This window comes from Ensifer sp. CCNWLY38 (assembly GCF_037120565.1).
Taxonomy (GTDB): Bacteria; Pseudomonadota; Alphaproteobacteria; order Rhizobiales; family Rhizobiaceae; genus Ensifer; species Ensifer adhaerens_H.
Genome location: NZ_JBBBBO010000021.1, coordinates 1 through 17,921, shown reverse-complemented (window position 1 = coordinate 17,921; position 17,921 = coordinate 1). Strand labels below are relative to the sequence as shown.

The following is a 17,921-nucleotide window of genomic DNA, read 5'->3' as shown; positions in this document are numbered from 1 at the left end:
TGAAGCTGGTAAGTTATCCCGACATTAGCTCTTTCAGGCGAGTAAAATGGACCTGGCATTGGGAAAAGTAGGTCGGGACTTTATCCATGACACAGGCTCAGGCGTTCGCCTTCGCCATTCTGATCAGCCTAATGGTCGCTTTCATATGGGGACGGCTCCGCTACGACCTCATTGCAGTTCTCGCGCTGCTTGCCGCAGTTTTCACCGGTATCGTGCCGCACAAGGCAGCGTTCTCCGGCTTCGGGGACGATATTGTCATCATTGTAGCCAGCGCGCTTGTCGTCAGCGCCGCGATTGAGCGCAGTGGCGTCCTAGAGGCATTGCTCCATCGGGTGGCGCCCAGCGTGACCTCTGTGCAGGGTCAGGTTGTCATTCTCGTGACGACTGTCTCGGTTCTCTCCATCTTCATCAAGAACATCGGCGCACTGGCGATGATGATCCCAGTCGCATTCCAGATGGCGCGTCGGTCGAAAGCTTCCCCCTCGTCTTTTCTCATGCCTATGGCGTTTGGTTCCCTGCTTGGCGGGCTCATGACCCTCGTCGGCACATCGCCGAACATCGTCGTCTCCCGGATGCGCGAGGAACTGACGGGCCGCCCATTCAACATGTTCGATTTCACCCCCGTCGGCATAGGGCTTGCCGCAGCGGGAGTAGTCTTTCTGGCGTTTGGCTACCGGCTGCTTCCCAAGGAACGCAAGGCGGTCGCGACAATGGAGAAGGCGCTGAACATCCAGGACTACATGACAGAGGCGCGTGTTACTGCCACTTCGTCCGTCATCGGCAAGTCGATCAGCCACCTGTCGATCTTGTTGGACGAGGAGGTCCTTGTCACTGGCCTCATTCGCAATCGGGTCGAGCGCGTGACTCCACTGCCGGACGTCGAACTCCGACAAGGGGATATCGTTCTGTTGGAGGGAGACCCTCAGGCGCTCGAGCGAGGCATCAGTCGTGCACGTCTGGAACTGGAGGGGCACGACCGCCCCACGGAAGCGAAGGGAACCGACGAGGAGATTGCAGGAATTGAGGCGGTGATCGGCCCGAAATCAGTCTTGATCGGGCAAACCGCCAAGCGTTTGGCGCTGCATGATCGCTTCAACATCAATCTGCTCGCAGTAAGCCGAAGCAGCGAGCGATTCACTGATCGATTGCGCGACATCGTGTTAAGATCAGGCGACGTTCTCGTTTTGAAGGGCGATCTCGTGCTTCTCCCGAACAGGTTGATGGAACTCGGTCTTCTTCCGTTGGCCGGGCGCGAAATCCGCTTGGGGAATCCCCGAAAAGGTCTGATTCCGGTGGTGGTCCTGGCTGGTGCCATGGTGCTAACGGCATTCGGCCTGCTGCCCGTCGCCACGGCCTTCTTTACGGCTGCTGTGCTGACGGTACTGCTCGGCTCACTTTCGCTTCGGGAAGCTTACGAGGCTGTCGATTGGCCCATCCTGATAATGCTGGGCGCTCTCATTCCTGTAAGCGAGTCGATCCGCGCGACCGGTGGTGCCGACCTTATCGCCGGCGGCCTTGCTCAACTTGCTACCACCTTGCCCCCCTATGGGGCCCTTGCAATGATCATGATGGTCGCAATGGCAGCAACCCCGTTTCTGAACAATGCAGCCACCGTTCTCGTAGTCGCCCCGATCGCGGTGACCCTTGCTCAGCGCCTTGGCTACAATCCGGATGCATTTCTGATGGCAGTCGCGGTGGGGGCGGCTTGTGATTTTCTCACGCCTGTTGGACACCAGTGCAACACCCTGGTGCTGGGCCCCGGCGGCTATCGCTTCGGCGACTATTGGAAGTTGGGGCTGCCGCTCTCGTTCATTGTGGTCTTAATCGGCGTGCCTCTGATCCTGTGGTTTTGGCCGCCCGTTTAGCGCAAGCGTCGTTTCAATTCCGATTTCAGGTTCACCGTGGCGTCAGCCTAAAGTCTGCCCGTCGGGACCAGAATGAGCAGATCGATCGCCACGACGCCGAGGCGCCAATGCCGCCGTGTCCACCCAATAGAAATACGATAAGACCGAGAGCGCCGAATTTTCAGCTTTCCGACGCCGGGAAGCAAGATTGAATTCATGCGGAGTAATCCGCTTGTATGCGTCGAGATCGAGCATTTCATTGATCGGCACCGATGGAGATGTTTAGTCATTGAGGGTAGGTACCGCGAACTCCACGAACACGCCGCGAAGAAACACGCGTGGGGCATACTCAACTGCGTACGAAGAGTGGTGGGAACCCGGTGCCCTTAATTGGGGCGCGGAGGAGACGCCACCGGGATAGCTTCCCATTTTCTCACCATGAGCATGGACAAGTGACGGGCCGTGAAGCGCTTGTGAGTTCGTTCTTTGTCAGGCTAGCGAATGTCTCAAACCATGGGCCTTGCTAATTGCGGTCTACCTGTTCGACCCAAGGTAGCCAAGGGAATTGGCATTCGTCCGAAGACTATCTGAGTGACATGCGCCAACGACCTATTTGTTGCGATTGATGAGAAGTCCTGCCAGCAGCTCGATTTGTTGCTGTTGCTTGTCAATCAGGGATTTCAGTTCAATGTCGCGCATCTGATCCAGCTTGTCATGCAGCGCCATGATCTCAATTTCCGCCTTCAGGTTAACCTCGTAGTCGTGTGTCGCATCGACCCTATCTTTGATTGAATGCCTGTTCTGGCTCATCATGATCACGGGTGCTTGAACGGCTGCCAGCATCGATAGAATGAGATTGAGAAAGATGAAGAGATAACGCCCGAAGTGTCGAATGCCAGCCAGATGCCGCCACCCGTATCCGTGGACATCACGGTGCCCCAGCCGCTCGCACCCGCCCCGCCGCCGACAAGCAGCGAAAACAGTCCGGCCGGCACAGCCATTCCCCCGAGAGCGGCGGCGATGGGTAGAGCGGCTATTCGCGGATTGCGTAGCTCCCCCAGCACCAGCTCGCGCTTTAGCTCAAGGGCGATGACGAAGAAAAAGAGCGTCATCAGCCCGTCGTTGATCCAGTGCTTCAGAGAACGATAGGTCTCGATGTCGCCAACTCTGACGCCCGCGGGCATCTCCCATAAGGCGAGGAACGACGACGACCACGCTGTGTTTGCGAGGCCTAGCGCCAAGAGCGTGCTGAGCAGCAGGATAATGCCCGCCGTAGCCTCAATGCGGAGGAATCGAATGAATGGCTTAGTAAGCCGATCCGCGGGTTCCCTTGGAAGCTGTGAGAAGCTGTCCTTCATGCCGTGAACCGTTCCTGCGTTTTGATCGCGACTGGCAATGTTCCCAGCGGGCTATTGCAAGGCCGGCACCTCATAAGTCCACACCCGAAACGACTTGAGGACGTGCGGCCCGAACGAGTTGATGAGAGGGACATCGGCCGCGTCACGGCCGCGCGCAACCACGATCCTGCCGACACGCGGCGTATTGTTGCGCGGATCGAACGTGTGCCATCCATCGTCCAGGAAGACCTCGAACCAGGCACTGAAATCCATCGGGTCGAAGACCGGGACGCCGATGTCGCCGAGATGACCGTTGATATAGCGCGCGGGAATGTTGAGACAGCGGCAAAGCGTGACCGCAAGATGTGCGAAGTCGCGGCAGACACCAACGCGCTCATGAAAGACTTCGAAGGCCGTCCGCGTCGACCGGGCTTGCATATAGTCGAAGCGGATATGGTGGTGGACGAAATCGCAGATCGCTTGCACACGACCCCAACCGGGCGCGACCGTGCCGAACATGTCCCAAGCGCTCTGACTGAGACGGTCGGTTTCGCAATAGCGGCTGCCCATGAGGTAGGTGAGGCAATCGTCCGGCAACTCCGGCACTGGGAGCTCCTGAGCGGCTGGCAGCACTTTGTCCGGTTTGCCGTCGTCCTCGATTGTGGCATCGCCCCATATCGTCAGGTCACCCGCCGGCGCGACAAGCCGCCGGCATCGGTTGCCGAAGAGATCGCGATAGGTCGATGTCGGCACATCGGGGGCAGTGAATATCGTTTCAGGAACCCGGATATCGGCCGCGCGATCCTCGTGGACCGACAGCAGGCATACCAACGCGGTCGGTTGTTGGAAGTTCATGGTGATCTCATAGCCGTAGCGGATCAGCATCTGAATCCATCCTGGTGGAAATCGGCGGCGGTCAGTGTGTAGGAATCGCGGCCACTGGAATAGGCCTTGCGTGCGACTTTGTAGATGGAAAGGCGCAACGCGTCGAAAGCAGAAAGGAGCTTCGATTCCGAGATTTCCGACCTGCCCAATTCGGCATCCGCCATCACGAGCGCCTCGGCCTCGACGAAGAACCGCACCTCGAACATACCGTCATGCCGATGAAGCGCACGGCGTTTCGCTTTTCATCGACGCTGCGGCTCGGATTCGGAAGTAACAGCGTCATCATCAGCGAACCTCTGTTTCGCGCGACGCGGGCCGCGTTGGTGCCGATAGGCTGATCCGCTTTATCCGCCGCTCTATATAGCGAACGTTGTCGTCGACAGGCGCCGGTGCGCCTATGGAGACGTGATAGATCCTCCAGGGGCGATCCGTTTCAATGTGGCGGCCGTATTGATGATCCATTAGGGTGCTGACGTCCCACCTTCATTTTCCCAGATGCTGATCGCAAGTGCATGTCGCCCGGCTTCAATTTCATTGCGGCGGGCGTTCATGATGGTGGCCTTTCATCAAGATTATCGATGGAGTCGAGCCTGCTTGAATGGATCGTGCTTCCATCACCGTCGGCGATGGTCATGGCTGTGGCATGTCGAGCGTCCTCGAAAGCTCCAGCGCAAACTCTATCGCCTCGTCGAGATCGGCAGCTTCCAGGACCGCATGCGCGTCGTCCACATTTCGGATCCGGTAGAACTCAATCACGATCTTCATCGCCACGCTCTCCGTTCTGCAGAAGCGTCGTATTGTCAGTGCTTGCCCTTGCCGAACGATGCTTTGGCGGTCGCGGCGGCCCTGACCTGGTTGCCGAACTGGCCTTCAAGATTGGGCGAAGCCTTTTTCTGCTTCGGCTTTCTGATTTCGCGATTGTTGCGTTTCTGTCCGTTGGCCATGACCGAACATCCTTTCGGTGAGAGTTGCGCCGTCATCGGCCGACGCCATGCACACCGGTTCGAGCCTGCCCTTCGTCGTCACCCGATCATGACGTTCGTCGTCGTTTCGAATGCGGTATTGCGTCGAACCGTCGCTCGGCGGGCGCATGAAGGTGAAGTGGTAGACGTCCGCTGGCAGAGCCGATCCACGATGCTCGCCCTTCAGCCGAACGGCTTGACCGACGGTAAAGAGATGTGTTGCTGCGTCGCGGCGGGTCGGGTTGTCATTGCGCTGCAGAATGTCTGTAGCGTTCATCATTGGCCTCAAATGGGCTTTAAACAAGGTCCTCGGCGTCTTTGTTTTCGGCCGACAGTAAGGAGAGGTCTCAATTGGATACAATTCACTCCCTTAATCCGCAGGGTTTGCTGCGAGAAGGCCTCCCATCCGTCTGCGCCGGCGGTAGCAGTTCGCCAGGAACCAGGAACTATGAGACGCAGGCGGCGTTTAGATTCAGAGGCCTCATGCACTGGGAGGTGATGATGAGAAAGCACTCCCGAACGATATCGCCTGAGGTGCGCGCGGCGATCGGCGCCTTTCTGAGCGCGTGTCAGAAAGAAGCCCGGCCTTTTGCGACGTCTGAAGCCCTAGGTGCAGTACGGCGCGTATTCCCTGATCTGGATATTTCAGACACGGATCTCATGGATGCAATCACCAGCGAAGCATCCGTGGCGGGTTTTGACGTCGACACCCCGGATCCTGCTTCCGCGGCGCGGAGGAGGGTTTCGCTTGAAGAATGGGATAATGAAGGCGGCGCGCCGCGCAGCGAAACTCAAGGCAGGAGTGGTGATGACACGCAGGGCAGAAGGCGGCGGGCAAGAGCGACCAAGGACCGGAATGAGTTGCTCTAGCTGTGAGCTTTCAGGAGGCTGTCCGTTCGGAGCGGACCGGGGAGACTGGAGTTACCAGGCTTCAGCACGCACCGGAGGGTCCGAATGAACATCCACAAGAACGCCCGTTTGGCGCCATTGCGTCGAGAGGAGATGGCACGGTCGGTCAGCGAAGGCCGTCTTTCCAAGGCCGAGGCGGCGCAGGTCTACGGCGTGTCGGCGAAGATTGTGGCGCGGTGGATCGAGCGCTACCAGTGCGATGGACGCGCCGGCATGGCGGACCGCTCGTCGCGGCCGGGCCGCATGCCGCGCCAGACCGGAAGGATTGTCGTCGAGCGCACCGCTGTCTCAGCGGCGTCCACTCGCTCCTTCCGTAGGTGCTATGGCTCCTGCTACAGATCGAAAGCCTTCGCCAGGGCTTGCCGTCACCTCGGTCTCAAGCACCTCAGGAAAACCCTCAGCCTAAAGTCCAAAACACCCATCAGTCGCCTCGGTCTAACCGAGGACAACCTGTTGAGGCTCCACATCTAGCGCTGCTCAAGCGAGCCGGCTCAGCAGTTCGACAATTGAGCCTTTTGCGATTTGCAACCCCGGCTGGCGCGCAGGTTTGTTGACGCCTTCGCCAATCCGCACCGCAAAGGCGGGAAAAGCGGGCTGAGAGCAACTCCCGGCCGGTGGCGTCGGCTGAGTCGAGTAATGGCAAGCCCCGTGCACTGATCAGAATACGTCCAGCGAGCTGAGCAACAAGACTATGCCGACGACTACAACGACGATCTGAGCCATCTGCTTCATCGTCGAGTCAATCGGAAGTTTTTGCACGAGATACAGCACCAAGGCGATGACAAGGGCCGTGATCAGGATGCTGATTATGATGGACATGCCCCAGGTCCCTTTGAAGGAACCGCCTTCCGGCAGTGAAGGTGTAAATATGGCTGAGTTCTATAATGGGAAGAGCGGCATGGACGCGGCGGCATCGAGGCCACGTCGACAAAGGTTCGTTCAGCTCCAGGTTGGTGCCGTACCCTTCGCCGTCCCCGGAGGTCTAATTATTTATCAGAAACCAGGCGGCAAACAGACTTGCGATGGCGGGAACGGAAAACGCGAGAGCGAAGATCGGAAGTTCCTCTGCGATCGAATAGCCGGCACGGTAGACACCGATCCAAAGATTGACGACAGAAATGATCAACCAGATGGCCAGGAAGACGCTTAATGCTGCACCCGTCAAAGGTTTTGTTGTCGTCCACAGTTTGGAAAGCAGCATTATGCCGGCGCAAACAAAGAGCCCCGCCGCAATGACTTTGATGGTATGCATTTCACGACATCCTCTATTTTGATGTGAGACCTCGCGTCCAATCAGCGGGGCGACCGGACGCGAGGAATGTTCCTTTACGCCACCTGCCGCTGAAGGCGGGATGCGCACCAGGCCGCAACGGAACCGAGACCACTGACGGATAGGAGTTCGGCGACTGCAAGGAGACCTGGTTCGAGATGCGCTGCAAAAAAGGTGATCAAGCCGAGGAAGTAGGCTGGAATGTTGTTGAGTGGAGCGACCACTCGCAGCGATACAACAAGCATCGCAACGACGAACACGACAATCCCGAAAGCCAATGGCCCAGTCGCGGGGATTAACATTCCTACTGCCAGCACGGCTGCCACTCCCATTGTTATTCCGGCCGCCAGGCAAAGATAGCTGCAGAAGGCGTCCTTTGCAGAGTGCCCACGCGTGTAGAACGCGACCCATCCCATAAACATTGCCCAAACCGGCCAACCAAGGCTTGCTGAAGACGTGGCCGCGAACGCGGCAACTACGGCGGCGATTAGCGTAATGGCATGGAATCTCAGGGTCGTCAGGATGGGTTTGTTTTTCGATTTGTCAGTCATCTCGTTTTCCAGTTTTCATCGGTGGTGGGAAACCCGCAATCGGGAGGTGATAGTGCGCGATCTGGAGGAGCAGCCCCAACGTCACGATTGGGACTGCTTCAACGTTTGCGATGTTTACAGATTGGCCGGCTTCAACAGGTCCTGCAGGCCGATGTTGCGGAACATTTCCGCCCGCACGCGATCGGCAACGCCATTGACGATCTCAGCACCATCCTGTGAGGGATCGACGTGAACACGGAAGGGCCGCTTGCCGAATGGCATGTCGATCACGTCGACGATTGCGACAGCCACCGATCCGGCATCCACATCGGCGGGCTCAAGCGCTGCAAGACCTTGCAAAGCCTGTTCCGGAACGCCTTTGTAAGGGCCTTCGTTGTATTCAGCTGCACGCACTGTGTCGGCCGGCGAGCCGGAATGAGCAAAGTGATTGGTGCCCTTGGTAAACGCACCCGGAACGATGATGGATGTCTCAATCCCCCAACGGGTCAACTCGGCTGCGTAAGATACAGCAAGCGAATCCATAGCCGCCTTCGCTGCAAAGTAGGGAGACAAGTACGGTGGAGTGCCGCCGCGAGTGCTCGAGGAGGAGACCCAAACTACCAGACCCTTGCCTTGGCGGCGCATGTGAGGAAGTGCGGCGCGGTTCACGCGCTGTGTGGACAGAACGTTGATGTCGAAGAGTTCGGCGAATTGCTCTGGCGTGAACGCTTCTGCCGGCCCGAACGACATATGACCGGCGTTATGCATAACGACATCGAGGCGACCGGCATCTGCGATGATCGTGGCAATTCCTGCTTCTACCGATGCGTCGGAGCCGACGTCCAGTTCCACGGAGCGAAGGTCGACGCCGTTGTCTTTGGCGAAGGCCGCCGCGTCGGCAACGGCCTTGGCGTTTCGTCCGGTGGTAGCGCGCATCCCGGCGTAGACAGTGTGGCCGGCCTTGGCGAGCGCGCGGGCTGTGAGGGCACCGAAACCGCTGGAGGCACCGGTGATGACGATAACTTGCTTAGTCATGGGAACTATCCTTCGTATCTGTCAGATTGGGGGAATGTTGGGCGGTAAGGAGGGGCGAGTGTTCAAACCCGCCCGGCTCACTGATTGAAATCTGGGGAACCGACCGAGGTCAGGCTACGCCGCCATTGGCGCGAACGATCTGGCCGTTAACCCAGCCAGCGTCAGGGCCGGCGAGGAAAGATACGACGTTGGCAATGTCGTCCGGTTGGCCGAGGCGTTCGAGCGGCGGCATTTTCGCAAACTGGGCGATCAGTTCATCGGACTTGCCGTTCAGGAACAGCTCGGTGGCGATGGGGCCGGGAGCCACAGCATTGACCGTGATGTTGCGGCCACGCAGTTCTTTGGCGAAGACGTGGGTGAAGGCCTCAACGGCGGCCTTGGTGCCGTTGTAAACCGCGTAGCCCGGCATGTTCAGAGCCAGCGTCGTCGAAGAGAAGTTGACAATGCGGCCGCCGCTCTGAAGGCGCTTTGCAGCTTCCCGCATCGTGTTGAACGTGCCCTTGGCGTTGATGGCGAAGTGGCGGTCGAACTCTTCGTCGCTAGTTTCAGCAAGGGGCAGTGTCTTCAGGATCCCGGCGTTGTTGACGAGTACATCGATGTGGCCGAACGCGGCTTCCGCCGAGTCGAACATGCGAGCCACTGCAATCGCGTCGGACACATCAGCCTGGGCACTGATTGCCTTGCCACCCTTGGCTTCAATCTTGCGGACGAGATCCTCAGCAGGCGCTGCACTGCCCGAATAGTTGACGACAACCGTGAATCCGTCGGCTGCAAGGCGCTCAGCAATTGCTGCGCCGATACCGCGGGATGCGCCGGTAACGATGGCGACCTGGTTCGTGGTGATGGACATTTGTTCTCCTTTGCGCTCAGCGCTTGTTGACAAGGAGGAAGATGTCACTATCCGTTCTGCGGATAATCATGCATTATCCGCCAATACTATGCGGGGACTGCGAACAATGGACAGGCTGGATGCGATGCGAATTTTCAGTCGTGTGGTGGAGCGCAAAAGCTTTACTGCGGCCTCAGAGGATCTTGGGCTTCCACGCTCCACCGTTACGGATGCCGTCAAACAATTGGAGGCGCGCCTTGGGGTGCGCCTTCTGCAACGAACAACCCGGCACGTCAGCTCAACGCTCGACGGTGAAGCCTATTACCAGCGCTGCATCTCAATCCTTGATGACATCGAGGATGCGGAAGGAGCATTTGCAGGAGCGGTCCCGAAAGGACTTCTCCGCGTTGATGTACATGGGACGCTTGCGCGGCACTTCGTCATGCCGAACCTTCCCTCTTTCTTTAAGTCATATCCGGATATCGAACTTTGCATGACTGAAGGCGATCGGTTTGTGGATCTCGTTCGCGAAGGCATCGACTGTGTTCTGCGTGTTGGTGAGCCACAGGGCGGAGATATGATCGGACGACGTGTCGCCGTGCTGGAAGAGGTAACATGCGCCTCGCCCGACTATCTGAAGCGATATGGTACGCCGCAAAGCGCCGATGCGCTTGATGGGCATGTCATGGTTGGGTTTCGGTCATCATCGACCGGCACACTGATCCCTTTGGAGTTTTCAGTGAACGGCAAAGTCATCTATCGTCAGCTTCCGACGATCGTCTCGGTCAATGCCGCGGAAAGCTTCATTGCCGCAGCCAGACAGGGTCTCGGACTGATACAAATTCCGCGCTATCACGCCCAGATGGAACTCGACACTGGCTCATTGGTCCACGTCCTACCGAACATTCCACCCACACCTACTCCAGTGTCACTTTACTACCCCCGCAACAGGCAATTGTCTCCGCGGGTCCGAGTGTTTATTGACTGGTTAGCCGGCGTCTTCCGTGAAGCACGGCTCCAGGAATAGTCGGCCCCGCACGCCCTGTCAGGTTGAAGGATCGAGTGTAATCGGACCACTCCAACGTTGCGGGACCGGTCTCTCTCACAAAACCCGGCTCACCGCCCTTGAATGAACAACTGACGGCATCATCGGTCGCGGTCGCGAGGGAGAAGAATGGAGCCGCCTGGATCTCGGCAATTTTATCCTCCCAAAACTCATGATGAACCCGGACCTTCTAAAGCCTGTCCACTAACGACCATCAGAAAGGCGCCATGGCGCCGTGCGATCATCGAAGGCGGGACGGCACACGTGACATGCAGCGTCGCGGACAGGTTGACCTCAAGCGCCATATCGATGTCCGCCTCCGTGAGGCTCAGAAATCCGATTTCCTCGGGCCACCGATGCCGCGTGGATGACGGCCTCGGGCTCCATTCCTTCGACAACGAAACGAACATAGTCGCGATCGGTCAAATCCATTGCCATCGGGGCGATGCCATGGTCGCCGCGCTTCTCTTCAAGAACCACCCGATCACGGCCGAGAGCATGCACCTCCCAGCCTCCTTTTGCGAGCGTCGTCGCGATCACGCGTCCAGGGGCGCGTGATCGCCCCCGTAACTAGCGCTTTCGTCATGACGCGATCTCCATGAGGCACTCAGAGAATGCCGCCGGGGGGCGCGTCTAGAAATCAAGAAATTGACGCCCTTCGGCAAGTTCTGCTTGTTCCAGGACCGTGCGAAGGAAATCACAAGCGCGTCCAGGCTCCCATTCAATCCAACTTTTCGCGACCGCGCAAGGCAGCGTCAGGGTGGTTCCAAGGATTGACGATGGGGACTTCTGCCGCCTCAAAGGGGCTTGTATCGCGTGTCGCGATTGTAAATCCCTTTGAGGCTGCGATAGCGGCAATATATCCATCAGGTGTCGGGAATCCCTTCCCCCCTGCTCGCGCGGTTGCCGCAAGGTCCGCATAGTGCCGAGCGGCTGCAGTGTCGAATGACAATACGCGATCGTCGAACAGTTCGAGCAGGCCATCAAGCGTGTCGGACAACGCCTTTTTGCGCCGGCCCTCCGGTAGCGCAGCGATGCCAAACAGCAGCTCCGCCAGCGTTACACTGGACAGATACAAGGTTTCGGCTACCTGGTCATTCAACCAATTGCGCACAGCCAAATCCGGGGCCGGCTTCATCGCCTCCGAGACGACATTCGTGTCCAGGACGATCATTCAAACCTCATTGGTTCCGCCGGCGCTTTATCTCGCACCTGGTCGAACACTTCAAAATCATCATTGGTCAGGCCAAGCCGCCCGCTCAGCTCAGCCAAGGCATCGCCGATGCGAACACGCTGTTCGGGCTTTACCGCCCGTTCCAAAATCTCGCGGACTTCCGCCTCTGTGCTGCGGCCGTGAATCGCCGCCCGGACGCGCAAAGCCCGGTGCACTTCATCAGGTACATTTCGTACTGTCAGGATAGCCATAGTCAGACCCTCGCAGTCGCCTTCACTGACTGCAATATAGTTCCGGTGCAGTCATTCTGCAAGTTTTCGAAGTTTGAGTGCCAGAATGGAAGGCAAGCAAGAGCCTAAACCGAAACCGACGCCATGCAGTGGCCATATCTGAAAACGACTTTGCCGCAACTGCCAGATTCAGGAAGAAAAGCGTCTAAAGTCCGAGCATCCCGCTCCGGCGCCAATGGTTATGGCAACCACACCAATGGTGCCCGGTCGAGAGATCACAGAATGCCTCGGCATTGTCTCGGCTCAAGTCGCGTTCGGCCAGAACATCTTTAAGGACATCTTCACGGAGGTCCGCGATCTCGTCGGCGGACGGGCAAAGGCCCAGCAAAAGGTTTTCGCCGACAGCCGCAAGGCAGCATTCGATGAGCTAACAGTCGAAGCACGCAATCTTGGCGCTGATGCGGTTGTAGGAATAGATCTCGATTTCCAGGAACTGGCGGGCGGCGGCAAGTACGGCATGCTACTTGTGGTGGTTACCGGAACCGCCGTGAAGCTGGCAGCAGCATCAGAGGTTTCCTAGACCACTCCCATACAAATCTCGCGTCTTGAACCAAGTCGAACGCTCGACCCTGCCTAGCGGGCTCCGGTGACATTCATCGGGACCGATGCCACGCTCAACCAAGTGGCTAGCCGTCACCACGATATCTCGGCAGCCGATCGCTCCATCATGGGTGACATCGGGGTGCTTTACAACAAGGGCGCAATGCATAGCCTATCAACCCCTTTGTCTCGCGGCGCGGCCTTGTTTCTAACGCTATCCGACACCCCAAAGCCGGGGATTTCATCGATCTCGGCGGCCGATCATGACGTCTCAAACCCCAATATCGAGAGTACCGGTCGCTCGCAGCGTTGGATCGCTGGCGAGCGAATGGAGTTGCAACGACTCAGGTCACAAGTCGGGAGCGGCCTTCTACCGGATGGACATTAGTTCTAAAACCGACAACTAATTGGCGCGGTTCAGGAGCGCTTTCGCATTTGCTTGTCAGGCGATACTGTATTTTCTTGGCGGAGGGGCAAGCATGGAACGTCGCCTTACCACAGTAATGGCTGCCGATTTGGTCGGCTATTCTCGTCTCATGGCGGCGGACGAGGAAGGCACCATTTCGCGGCTGCGCGACGCGCGAACCTGCGTGATTGACCCGGCGATTATGGAAGGCGGTGGCCGCATCGTCAAAACCATGGGCGACGGGCTCCTAGTCGATTTCTCATCGCCAGTGTTGGCGGTAAGAGCGGCTCTTCTAATGCAGCGCAACTTGATCTCGCGCGAGTCTCCTCAAGGGGAAGACCGACGTCTGCGTTTCCGGATCGGTATTCATCTGGGAGACGTGGTGATCGATGGGGACGACATCCTCGGCGACTGCGTCAACATCACTGCGCGTTTGGAAACCATCGCACCCGCCGGAGGCATCTGCATATCTCGTGCAATCTACGATCATGTGCAAGGCAAGATAGAGGCTGGGATGACGCGGCTCGGGCCGCAGTCCGTTAAGAACATCCCCGAACCAATTGACGTGTGGCAGGTCGAGGTGGACGGCACGGCGCCGAGCCCGGTTCGGCTCTCTGGGCAGGAACGTGCTTCGATCGCGGTTCTCCCATTTCAAAATTTTTCTGCCACCCCCGATCAGGACTTCTTTGTCGACGGACTGGTCGAAGACGTCATCACGGAACTAGGTCGCTTTCGATGGTTGTTCGTGATCGCTCGCAACTCGACTTTCGCCTACAAGGGAACAGCTAAGGACGTACGCCAGATCGCCCGAGAACTTGGTGTGCGCTATGTCGTGGAAGGATCGGTTCGGCGGTCAGGTGATCGGTTGAGGATTACTGTACAGCTAATCGACGCGCTGTCCGGAGCACACATCTGGGCCGAGCGGTGGGATCGTCCGATCGCCGATTTTTTTGATGTGCAGGATGAGATAACGCGCCGAATTATCGCGGGCATCGAACCAGAACTGGGAGCGCACGAAAGGGGCCTCGCCCTCGCCAAATCGACCGACAACCTTACTGCTTGGGAACTTTGTCACCGCGGCCTTGCTGAATTGCTTTCCTTCGAAGCAGGTTCTCAAGCCACTGCCGAGAAATTCCTTCGACAAGCTCTCGAACACGATCCGAATTTCGCACTTCCCTACGCCTATTTAGCTCGTCACCGATACGCACTCGTCCTTTGGGGGCGTGCCGCAGACGTGCCTGTCGCTGTCAAGGAAGGATTATCGTTCGCCACGAAGGCATTAGAAATCGACAGGCGGAGCGATATCGCGTACGCGATGATGTCGCTCCTTCTTACGGTGGACGGGCGAGCGGCTGAGGCCATGCCTGTCGCTGAACAGGGCCTTGCATTAAATCCCAACTACGCGTTTCTTCACTTCGCACATGGAATGGCAGCTGTGCGGCTCAGGGACGCCGATACGACGATTAGGGCCGCACAAAATGCCATCGATCTCAGTCCTCACGATCCATCTACGTTTGCGTTCAAGACACTACTCGGTATTGGCTTAATGCTGAGGGGCGAGCCCGATGACCTCTCAACGGCCCGGATGCATCTACGGGAAGGCGCGTCCTTCGAACGCACAACCTATTATCCATTCATTGGGGCAGCGTTGCTCGCCCTCAGGGCGGGCAATACCGATGAAGTAAAGATCTGGATCTCTGACGCTTTGAAGAAGTTTCCAAACCTGAATGCGGAATACGTCCGAGAGGCGGCCCACCCATTCTATGAAGGCAGTCCTTACTGCGACTACCTCGACAGGTTGATCGAGCATGGGCTTCCCCCGGGAGAGAAGCGTCGTATCGAAGAATAATCGCGTCGTACTGCCAGCACAAAAGCACCGACGAAATCATCAGGCGGATGCCGGACGAGCATCGCTATCCCCGACCAACCGCTGAAGCCGCCGGTCCTTCCTCATGCTTCGCCTCGGCCTCCGTCTCGGTCTCCGCCAGAAGAACCTCAGGCGACTTCTTGATTGCCCGCGGGGACATTTCCCGACGTCGGAGTGCCGTCTTGAAGACATGAAGCGTGGTGAGATCCGCTGGAGCGAGAGAGGTGGCGGCTGAGAAGTTCTGATCCCCTCCAACGGCTTCAAGAATGCGAACTCTTCATTCTTTGGGAAGCCGTTCCGTCTGGTTCTCCCCAACCTCCAGGACCTGTACCCTCATCTGAGCGCCTACATCGAGTGGCACCGCGCCTTGCTGCTTGCCGGTGCCGAAGATCCGGGCACCCTATTCGTGAAGACGGTCAAAACCACGAGCAAAGACGTTTCTTATAACCAGACAACTTTCTACGAGGCGTGGCGGACTGCAATCCAACCCTATGGGATCTACAACCCGTACGCTGGTCGCGGCGCAATCATGGGCTTGCTTCCGTATGGTCCTCACAATGTCCGCGACGTCCTTGCCACTCATATCCTGAAGCAGACCGGGTCCTACGAGCAGGCAAGCTACGCAATCCAAGATACGCCGGAGATGGTCGCCAACCGCTAGAGCGCTTCTTGCCACAAGACAAAGCGGCTCTTGCTGCCAAGATTTTGAATCAGGTATGGGAAGCGGCGTATTCTCCACAACTTTTCTCGACAACTTGCTAGGTGTAGCACCTAGTGCTATATGAAGCGATGTCAGAACGGACTTTCAAAACGGCGTGGTTTTCCAAGGCAGCGAAGAAGGCGCGGATCTCTGACCAAGGCCCTTTGCAAGGCGATTGAGCAAGTCGCACGCGGACAGGCTGATGATCTCGGTGGCGGCGTGTTCAAGAAGCGGCTCAACGACAACCTGCATCGTTCGATCGTTCTGGCAAAAGCCGGTGAGTCCTGGGTGTTCGCCTATCTGTTCGCGAAGAAGGACCGCGCAAACATCGATGACGACGAGCTCCTGGCATTCCGGAAGCTCGCCGAACTCTATCGGCGCAAGACGCAGGCCGAGCTTGATGCCGAAAACGGGACCGCGCCCTATTGGAGATTTGCAATGGCGACTAAGCGCAAATTCAAGAGCGATGCCTTTGAGGCGATCCATAGCGCCGTCGAAGACATGTACGCGGCAGGCACCATCGACAAGGAAACCATGAAGACCTTCGATGAGACTTGCCTGTCCATCCCACAGGAACTGACGCCAAGCGAGATCAAGGCGCTGCGCGAGAATAATCATGTCAGCCAGCCAGTCTTCGCGCGCTATCTAAACACCAGCGAGTCGACGGTACAAAAGTGGGAAACCGGCGCTAAACGGCCGAGCGGCCCCGCATTAAAGCTGCTCTCGATCGTGCAAAAGCATGGTCTCGGAATGCTGTCTTAACTGCGGAAGGCCATCCGGCTTCCATCCAGCGCCTAACTTCCCTCACCTACCCGGCCGAGCCAGAGACCGGGCAATATCGATGATATCGTCCCGTGATGCGGTCGGATCCTCCTTATTCCAGGCAACACCGAGACCGATCTTGAGATCGATACCGCGCACGGGACGAAGCTCGAAGTTACGGTTCGGCAGGTCCTTCGTCCATTCAGGCGCAAAGCCGATACCTAGACCGGCGGAGACGAGCGATACCAGCGAGAAGGTGTCATCGCAGCTATAGGCGATGTTGCCGGTCAGACCATGGGTCTCAAACATCTCCGAGAAATAGCGCTCCGAATAGGAAAGGTTCTGGCGGGAAAAGGCGATGATCTTCTCGGAGCGAAGGTCCTCAATGTCGATCTCGCTTCGAAGCGCGAGCGGACTCGTCTTTTCGACCGCCAGCAGATAGCGCTCATGCGCGATCGAGAAGAAGCGCAAGGAGCCGATGTTTTCGACCGGCCGGATAAAGCCGAGATTGATCTGGCCGTTTTCTAGTCCGCGGATAATGTCGCTTGTCGAGCCGCTCGTCACATGCAAAGCGACATCGGGAAACTTCCGGCCGATGCGGGCGAGGAACGCCGGCAACACGCCGGTCGTTGCCGGATAGACGGTTCCGATCTTGATCGTGCGCGCCGCCTTCCCTGCCACCGATCGCGCCACCTCGGCCGACAATCCGACATCGCCGATGATCCGGACTGCGCGGTCATAGAACACCTCCCCTGCCCGCGTCAGCTCGACCCTGCGCGTCGATCGCTCCAGCAGCCGTACACCCAGCTCCTTCTCCAGCGCCTGAATGTGCGAACTCAACGCCGGCTGCGCGATGCACATCCGCGTAGCCGCCCGATTGAAATGCAGCTCCTCGGCCACCGCAACGAAATAGGAAAGCTGACGTAGTTCCATGTCCATGCTCCGATTTTCGGCCCACGAAAACGCGAGTGATCCGCCCCCGTGCAACCATTAATACCCTATTTTGGGGTATCCGAAAATCGGTTTTATTGAAGGCGTCAGTTTTCTCAAACTGGCGCACCAATTTGTCTTCGTTCCACGCAATTGTTTACGGCCGAATGATTGACGGGCTTATCGCAGCTCGCAAAGCGGCGAACATCACTCAAGTCGAATTGGGGGAGCGCATTGGCCAACGGCAAACGTTCGTTTCCAAGTTTGAACTTGGGGAGCGCCGGTTGGATCCTGCTGAGTTCGTGAAGGTCAGCCGCGCGATCGGCGCAGATCCGTTTGAGATCATGCGGAAGGCAGAATTGGACTAGCCTTTGCGCCCACGCGCTCGCTGACCCGCGGGCGGTTCCGGTCGATACATTATGCGATTGCGGGAACATGTGTTGAACGACAAACTTCACCAGCTCCGCGCCAACGACGCTGGCGTGAAAACGGCATCATCCTGCCTGCGGCGGAACTTCTAGCTGTCCACCTCAAATTCGACCAGGAACCTTCCATGACTAGGAGGAGCGGCAGGCGGCGAGCGCATCACTGCACTGCACTCTATGG

At 57.8% G+C, this 17,921-nt stretch carries 19 protein-coding genes and 6 pseudogenes; 10 read left to right on the top strand and 15 right to left on the bottom strand.

Going from position 1 to position 17,921, the window contains the following annotated elements:
• The first annotated feature begins 86 nt into the window (after nucleotides 1–86).
• Nucleotides 87–1,865, top strand: coding sequence for an SLC13 family permease (locus V7S54_RS30905; RefSeq protein WP_336409763.1), 1,779 nt, complete (start codon nucleotides 87–89; stop codon nucleotides 1,863–1,865).
• A gap of 588 nt (nucleotides 1,866–2,453) precedes the next feature.
• On the opposite strand, the pseudogene V7S54_RS30900 reads toward V7S54_RS30905, so the two are convergent.
• From V7S54_RS30900 to V7S54_RS30875, 6 genes and pseudogenes are all read right to left on the bottom strand, one after another.
• Nucleotides 2,454–2,723: pseudogene (locus tag V7S54_RS30900) on the bottom strand (DUF1003 domain-containing protein); the annotation flags it as partial.
• A gap of 35 nt (nucleotides 2,724–2,758) precedes the next feature.
• Nucleotides 2,759–3,202, bottom strand: a pseudogene (locus V7S54_RS30895) (Na+/H+ antiporter NhaA); the annotation flags it as partial.
• Between the two features lie 51 nt (nucleotides 3,203–3,253).
• A complete protein-coding gene (locus V7S54_RS30890; protein WP_336409762.1) occupies nucleotides 3,254–4,066 on the bottom strand; it encodes a transglutaminase-like domain-containing protein in 813 nt (270 codons plus the stop codon).
• A pseudogene (locus V7S54_RS30885) lies at nucleotides 4,060–4,349 on the bottom strand (DUF1488 domain-containing protein). The gene V7S54_RS30890 and the pseudogene V7S54_RS30885 overlap by 7 nt, the downstream one beginning before the upstream one ends.
• Nucleotides 4,350–4,696: 347 nt before the next feature.
• A complete protein-coding gene (locus tag V7S54_RS30880) occupies nucleotides 4,697–4,831 on the bottom strand; it encodes a hypothetical protein (RefSeq protein WP_336409761.1) in 135 nt (44 codons plus the stop codon).
• A 105-nt stretch (nucleotides 4,832–4,936) separates the two neighbouring features.
• Nucleotides 4,937–5,332 carry a hypothetical protein gene (locus tag V7S54_RS30875; protein ID WP_336409760.1) on the bottom strand — a complete coding sequence of 132 codons (396 nt, stop codon included), beginning with the start codon at nucleotides 5,330–5,332 and terminating at the stop codon, nucleotides 4,937–4,939.
• Between the two features lie 197 nt (nucleotides 5,333–5,529).
• Between V7S54_RS30875 and V7S54_RS30870 the strand changes: the two genes are divergently transcribed.
• Together V7S54_RS30870 and V7S54_RS30865 are read left to right on the top strand one after the other, a co-directional pair.
• The gene (locus tag V7S54_RS30870; protein WP_234793083.1) at nucleotides 5,530–5,898 is read left to right on the top strand and encodes a hypothetical protein; all 369 of its coding nucleotides are present in this window, start codon (nucleotides 5,530–5,532) and stop codon (nucleotides 5,896–5,898) included.
• A gap of 84 nt (nucleotides 5,899–5,982) precedes the next feature.
• Nucleotides 5,983–6,216, top strand: a pseudogene (locus tag V7S54_RS30865) (leucine zipper domain-containing protein); the annotation flags it as partial.
• A 378-nt stretch (nucleotides 6,217–6,594) separates the two neighbouring features.
• Here V7S54_RS30865 and V7S54_RS30860 read toward each other — a convergent pair.
• From V7S54_RS30860 to V7S54_RS30840, 5 genes are all read right to left on the bottom strand, one after another.
• Complete coding sequence (locus V7S54_RS30860) at nucleotides 6,595–6,756, bottom strand: Thivi_2564 family membrane protein (protein ID WP_176707576.1); 162 nt, start codon at nucleotides 6,754–6,756, stop codon at nucleotides 6,595–6,597.
• A 163-nt stretch (nucleotides 6,757–6,919) separates the two neighbouring features.
• Nucleotides 6,920–7,189: a hypothetical protein gene (locus V7S54_RS30855; RefSeq protein ID WP_336409759.1), complete on the bottom strand. Its 270-nt coding sequence runs from the start codon at nucleotides 7,187–7,189 to the stop codon at nucleotides 6,920–6,922.
• Between the two features lie 74 nt (nucleotides 7,190–7,263).
• Complete coding sequence (locus V7S54_RS30850; RefSeq protein ID WP_336409758.1) at nucleotides 7,264–7,758, bottom strand: DUF1097 domain-containing protein; 495 nt, start codon at nucleotides 7,756–7,758, stop codon at nucleotides 7,264–7,266.
• 114 nt (nucleotides 7,759–7,872) lie between these two features.
• Nucleotides 7,873–8,772, bottom strand: coding sequence for an SDR family oxidoreductase (locus V7S54_RS30845; protein ID WP_336409757.1), 900 nt, complete (start codon nucleotides 8,770–8,772; stop codon nucleotides 7,873–7,875).
• Nucleotides 8,773–8,881: 109 nt separating this feature from the next.
• Complete coding sequence (locus V7S54_RS30840) at nucleotides 8,882–9,622, bottom strand: SDR family oxidoreductase (protein WP_065375092.1); 741 nt, start codon at nucleotides 9,620–9,622, stop codon at nucleotides 8,882–8,884.
• Between the two features lie 106 nt (nucleotides 9,623–9,728).
• Between V7S54_RS30840 and V7S54_RS30835 the strand changes: the two genes are divergently transcribed.
• Nucleotides 9,729–10,628, top strand: coding sequence for a LysR family transcriptional regulator (locus V7S54_RS30835; protein WP_336409802.1), 900 nt, complete (start codon nucleotides 9,729–9,731; stop codon nucleotides 10,626–10,628).
• Between the two features lie 312 nt (nucleotides 10,629–10,940).
• Here the strand turns inward: V7S54_RS30835 and V7S54_RS30830 are convergent, their stop codons facing one another.
• From V7S54_RS30830 to V7S54_RS30820, 3 genes are all read right to left on the bottom strand, one after another.
• A complete protein-coding gene (locus V7S54_RS30830; protein ID WP_336409756.1) occupies nucleotides 10,941–11,186 on the bottom strand; it encodes an NAD-dependent epimerase/dehydratase family protein in 246 nt (81 codons plus the stop codon).
• 181 nt (nucleotides 11,187–11,367) lie between these two features.
• Complete coding sequence (locus V7S54_RS30825) at nucleotides 11,368–11,820, bottom strand: type II toxin-antitoxin system VapC family toxin (protein ID WP_336409755.1); 453 nt, start codon at nucleotides 11,818–11,820, stop codon at nucleotides 11,368–11,370.
• Entirely contained in the window at nucleotides 11,817–12,071 is a 255-nt protein-coding gene (locus V7S54_RS30820) for a FitA-like ribbon-helix-helix domain-containing protein (protein WP_065375095.1), read from the bottom strand. The genes V7S54_RS30825 and V7S54_RS30820 overlap by 4 nt, the downstream gene beginning before the upstream one ends.
• Before the next feature lie 214 nt (nucleotides 12,072–12,285).
• Here V7S54_RS30820 and V7S54_RS30815 point away from each other — a divergent pair, with 214 nt between their 5' ends.
• The 5 genes and pseudogenes from V7S54_RS30815 (at nucleotide 12,286) to V7S54_RS30795 (ending at nucleotide 16,385) form a co-directional block, all read left to right on the top strand.
• A complete protein-coding gene (locus tag V7S54_RS30815) occupies nucleotides 12,286–12,630 on the top strand; it encodes a heavy metal-binding domain-containing protein (RefSeq protein ID WP_065375096.1) in 345 nt (114 codons plus the stop codon).
• Nucleotides 12,631–13,129: 499 nt separating this feature from the next.
• Nucleotides 13,130–14,905, top strand: coding sequence for an adenylate/guanylate cyclase domain-containing protein (locus V7S54_RS30810; protein WP_336409754.1), 1,776 nt, complete (start codon nucleotides 13,130–13,132; stop codon nucleotides 14,903–14,905).
• Nucleotides 14,906–14,925: 20 nt separating this feature from the next.
• A pseudogene (locus V7S54_RS30805) lies at nucleotides 14,926–15,685 on the top strand (hypothetical protein); the annotation flags it as partial.
• Nucleotides 15,686–15,712: 27 nt separating this feature from the next.
• A pseudogene (locus tag V7S54_RS30800) lies at nucleotides 15,713–16,072 on the top strand (type II toxin-antitoxin system RelE/ParE family toxin).
• A complete protein-coding gene (locus tag V7S54_RS30795; RefSeq protein WP_336409753.1) occupies nucleotides 16,062–16,385 on the top strand; it encodes a helix-turn-helix domain-containing protein in 324 nt (107 codons plus the stop codon). Before V7S54_RS30800 ends, V7S54_RS30795 begins: the two are co-directional and overlap by 11 nt.
• 42 nt (nucleotides 16,386–16,427) lie before the next feature.
• Here V7S54_RS30795 and V7S54_RS30790 read toward each other — a convergent pair whose 3' ends face one another.
• Nucleotides 16,428–17,318 carry a LysR family transcriptional regulator gene (locus tag V7S54_RS30790; protein WP_336409752.1) on the bottom strand — a complete coding sequence of 297 codons (891 nt, stop codon included), beginning with the start codon at nucleotides 17,316–17,318 and terminating at the stop codon, nucleotides 16,428–16,430.
• Between the two features lie 35 nt (nucleotides 17,319–17,353).
• Here V7S54_RS30790 and V7S54_RS30785 point away from each other — a divergent pair, with 35 nt between their 5' ends.
• Nucleotides 17,354–17,683: a helix-turn-helix domain-containing protein gene (locus V7S54_RS30785; protein WP_336409751.1), complete on the top strand. Its 330-nt coding sequence runs from the start codon at nucleotides 17,354–17,356 to the stop codon at nucleotides 17,681–17,683.
• The last annotated feature ends 238 nt before the right edge of the window (nucleotides 17,684–17,921 follow it).

Coding starts and splice junctions, on each gene's coding strand:
- V7S54_RS30905 (WP_336409763.1), top strand. CDS start 87: ATGACACAGGCTCAGGCGTTCGCCTTCGCCATTCTGATCAGCCTAATG.
- V7S54_RS30880 (WP_336409761.1), bottom strand. CDS start 4,831: ATGAAGATCGTGATTGAGTTCTACCGGATCCGAAATGTGGACGACGCG.
- V7S54_RS30815 (WP_065375096.1), top strand. CDS start 12,286: ATGGTTATGGCAACCACACCAATGGTGCCCGGTCGAGAGATCACAGAA.
- V7S54_RS30810 (WP_336409754.1), top strand. CDS start 13,130: ATGGAACGTCGCCTTACCACAGTAATGGCTGCCGATTTGGTCGGCTAT.
- V7S54_RS30820 (WP_065375095.1), bottom strand. CDS start 12,071: ATGGCTATCCTGACAGTACGAAATGTACCTGATGAAGTGCACCGGGCT.
- V7S54_RS30790 (WP_336409752.1), bottom strand. CDS start 17,318: ATGGAACTACGTCAGCTTTCCTATTTCGTTGCGGTGGCCGAGGAGCTG.
- V7S54_RS30835 (WP_336409802.1), top strand. CDS start 9,729: ATGGACAGGCTGGATGCGATGCGAATTTTCAGTCGTGTGGTGGAGCGC.
- V7S54_RS30795 (WP_336409753.1), top strand. CDS start 16,062: ATGGCGACTAAGCGCAAATTCAAGAGCGATGCCTTTGAGGCGATCCAT.
- V7S54_RS30870 (WP_234793083.1), top strand. CDS start 5,530: ATGAGAAAGCACTCCCGAACGATATCGCCTGAGGTGCGCGCGGCGATC.
- V7S54_RS30825 (WP_336409755.1), bottom strand. CDS start 11,820: ATGATCGTCCTGGACACGAATGTCGTCTCGGAGGCGATGAAGCCGGCC.
- V7S54_RS30845 (WP_336409757.1), bottom strand. CDS start 8,772: ATGACTAAGCAAGTTATCGTCATCACCGGTGCCTCCAGCGGTTTCGGT.
- V7S54_RS30855 (WP_336409759.1), bottom strand. CDS start 7,189: ATGCATACCATCAAAGTCATTGCGGCGGGGCTCTTTGTTTGCGCCGGC.
- V7S54_RS30890 (WP_336409762.1), bottom strand. CDS start 4,066: ATGCTGATCCGCTACGGCTATGAGATCACCATGAACTTCCAACAACCG.
- V7S54_RS30840 (WP_065375092.1), bottom strand. CDS start 9,622: ATGTCCATCACCACGAACCAGGTCGCCATCGTTACCGGCGCATCCCGC.
- V7S54_RS30860 (WP_176707576.1), bottom strand. CDS start 6,756: ATGTCCATCATAATCAGCATCCTGATCACGGCCCTTGTCATCGCCTTG.
- V7S54_RS30850 (WP_336409758.1), bottom strand. CDS start 7,758: ATGACTGACAAATCGAAAAACAAACCCATCCTGACGACCCTGAGATTC.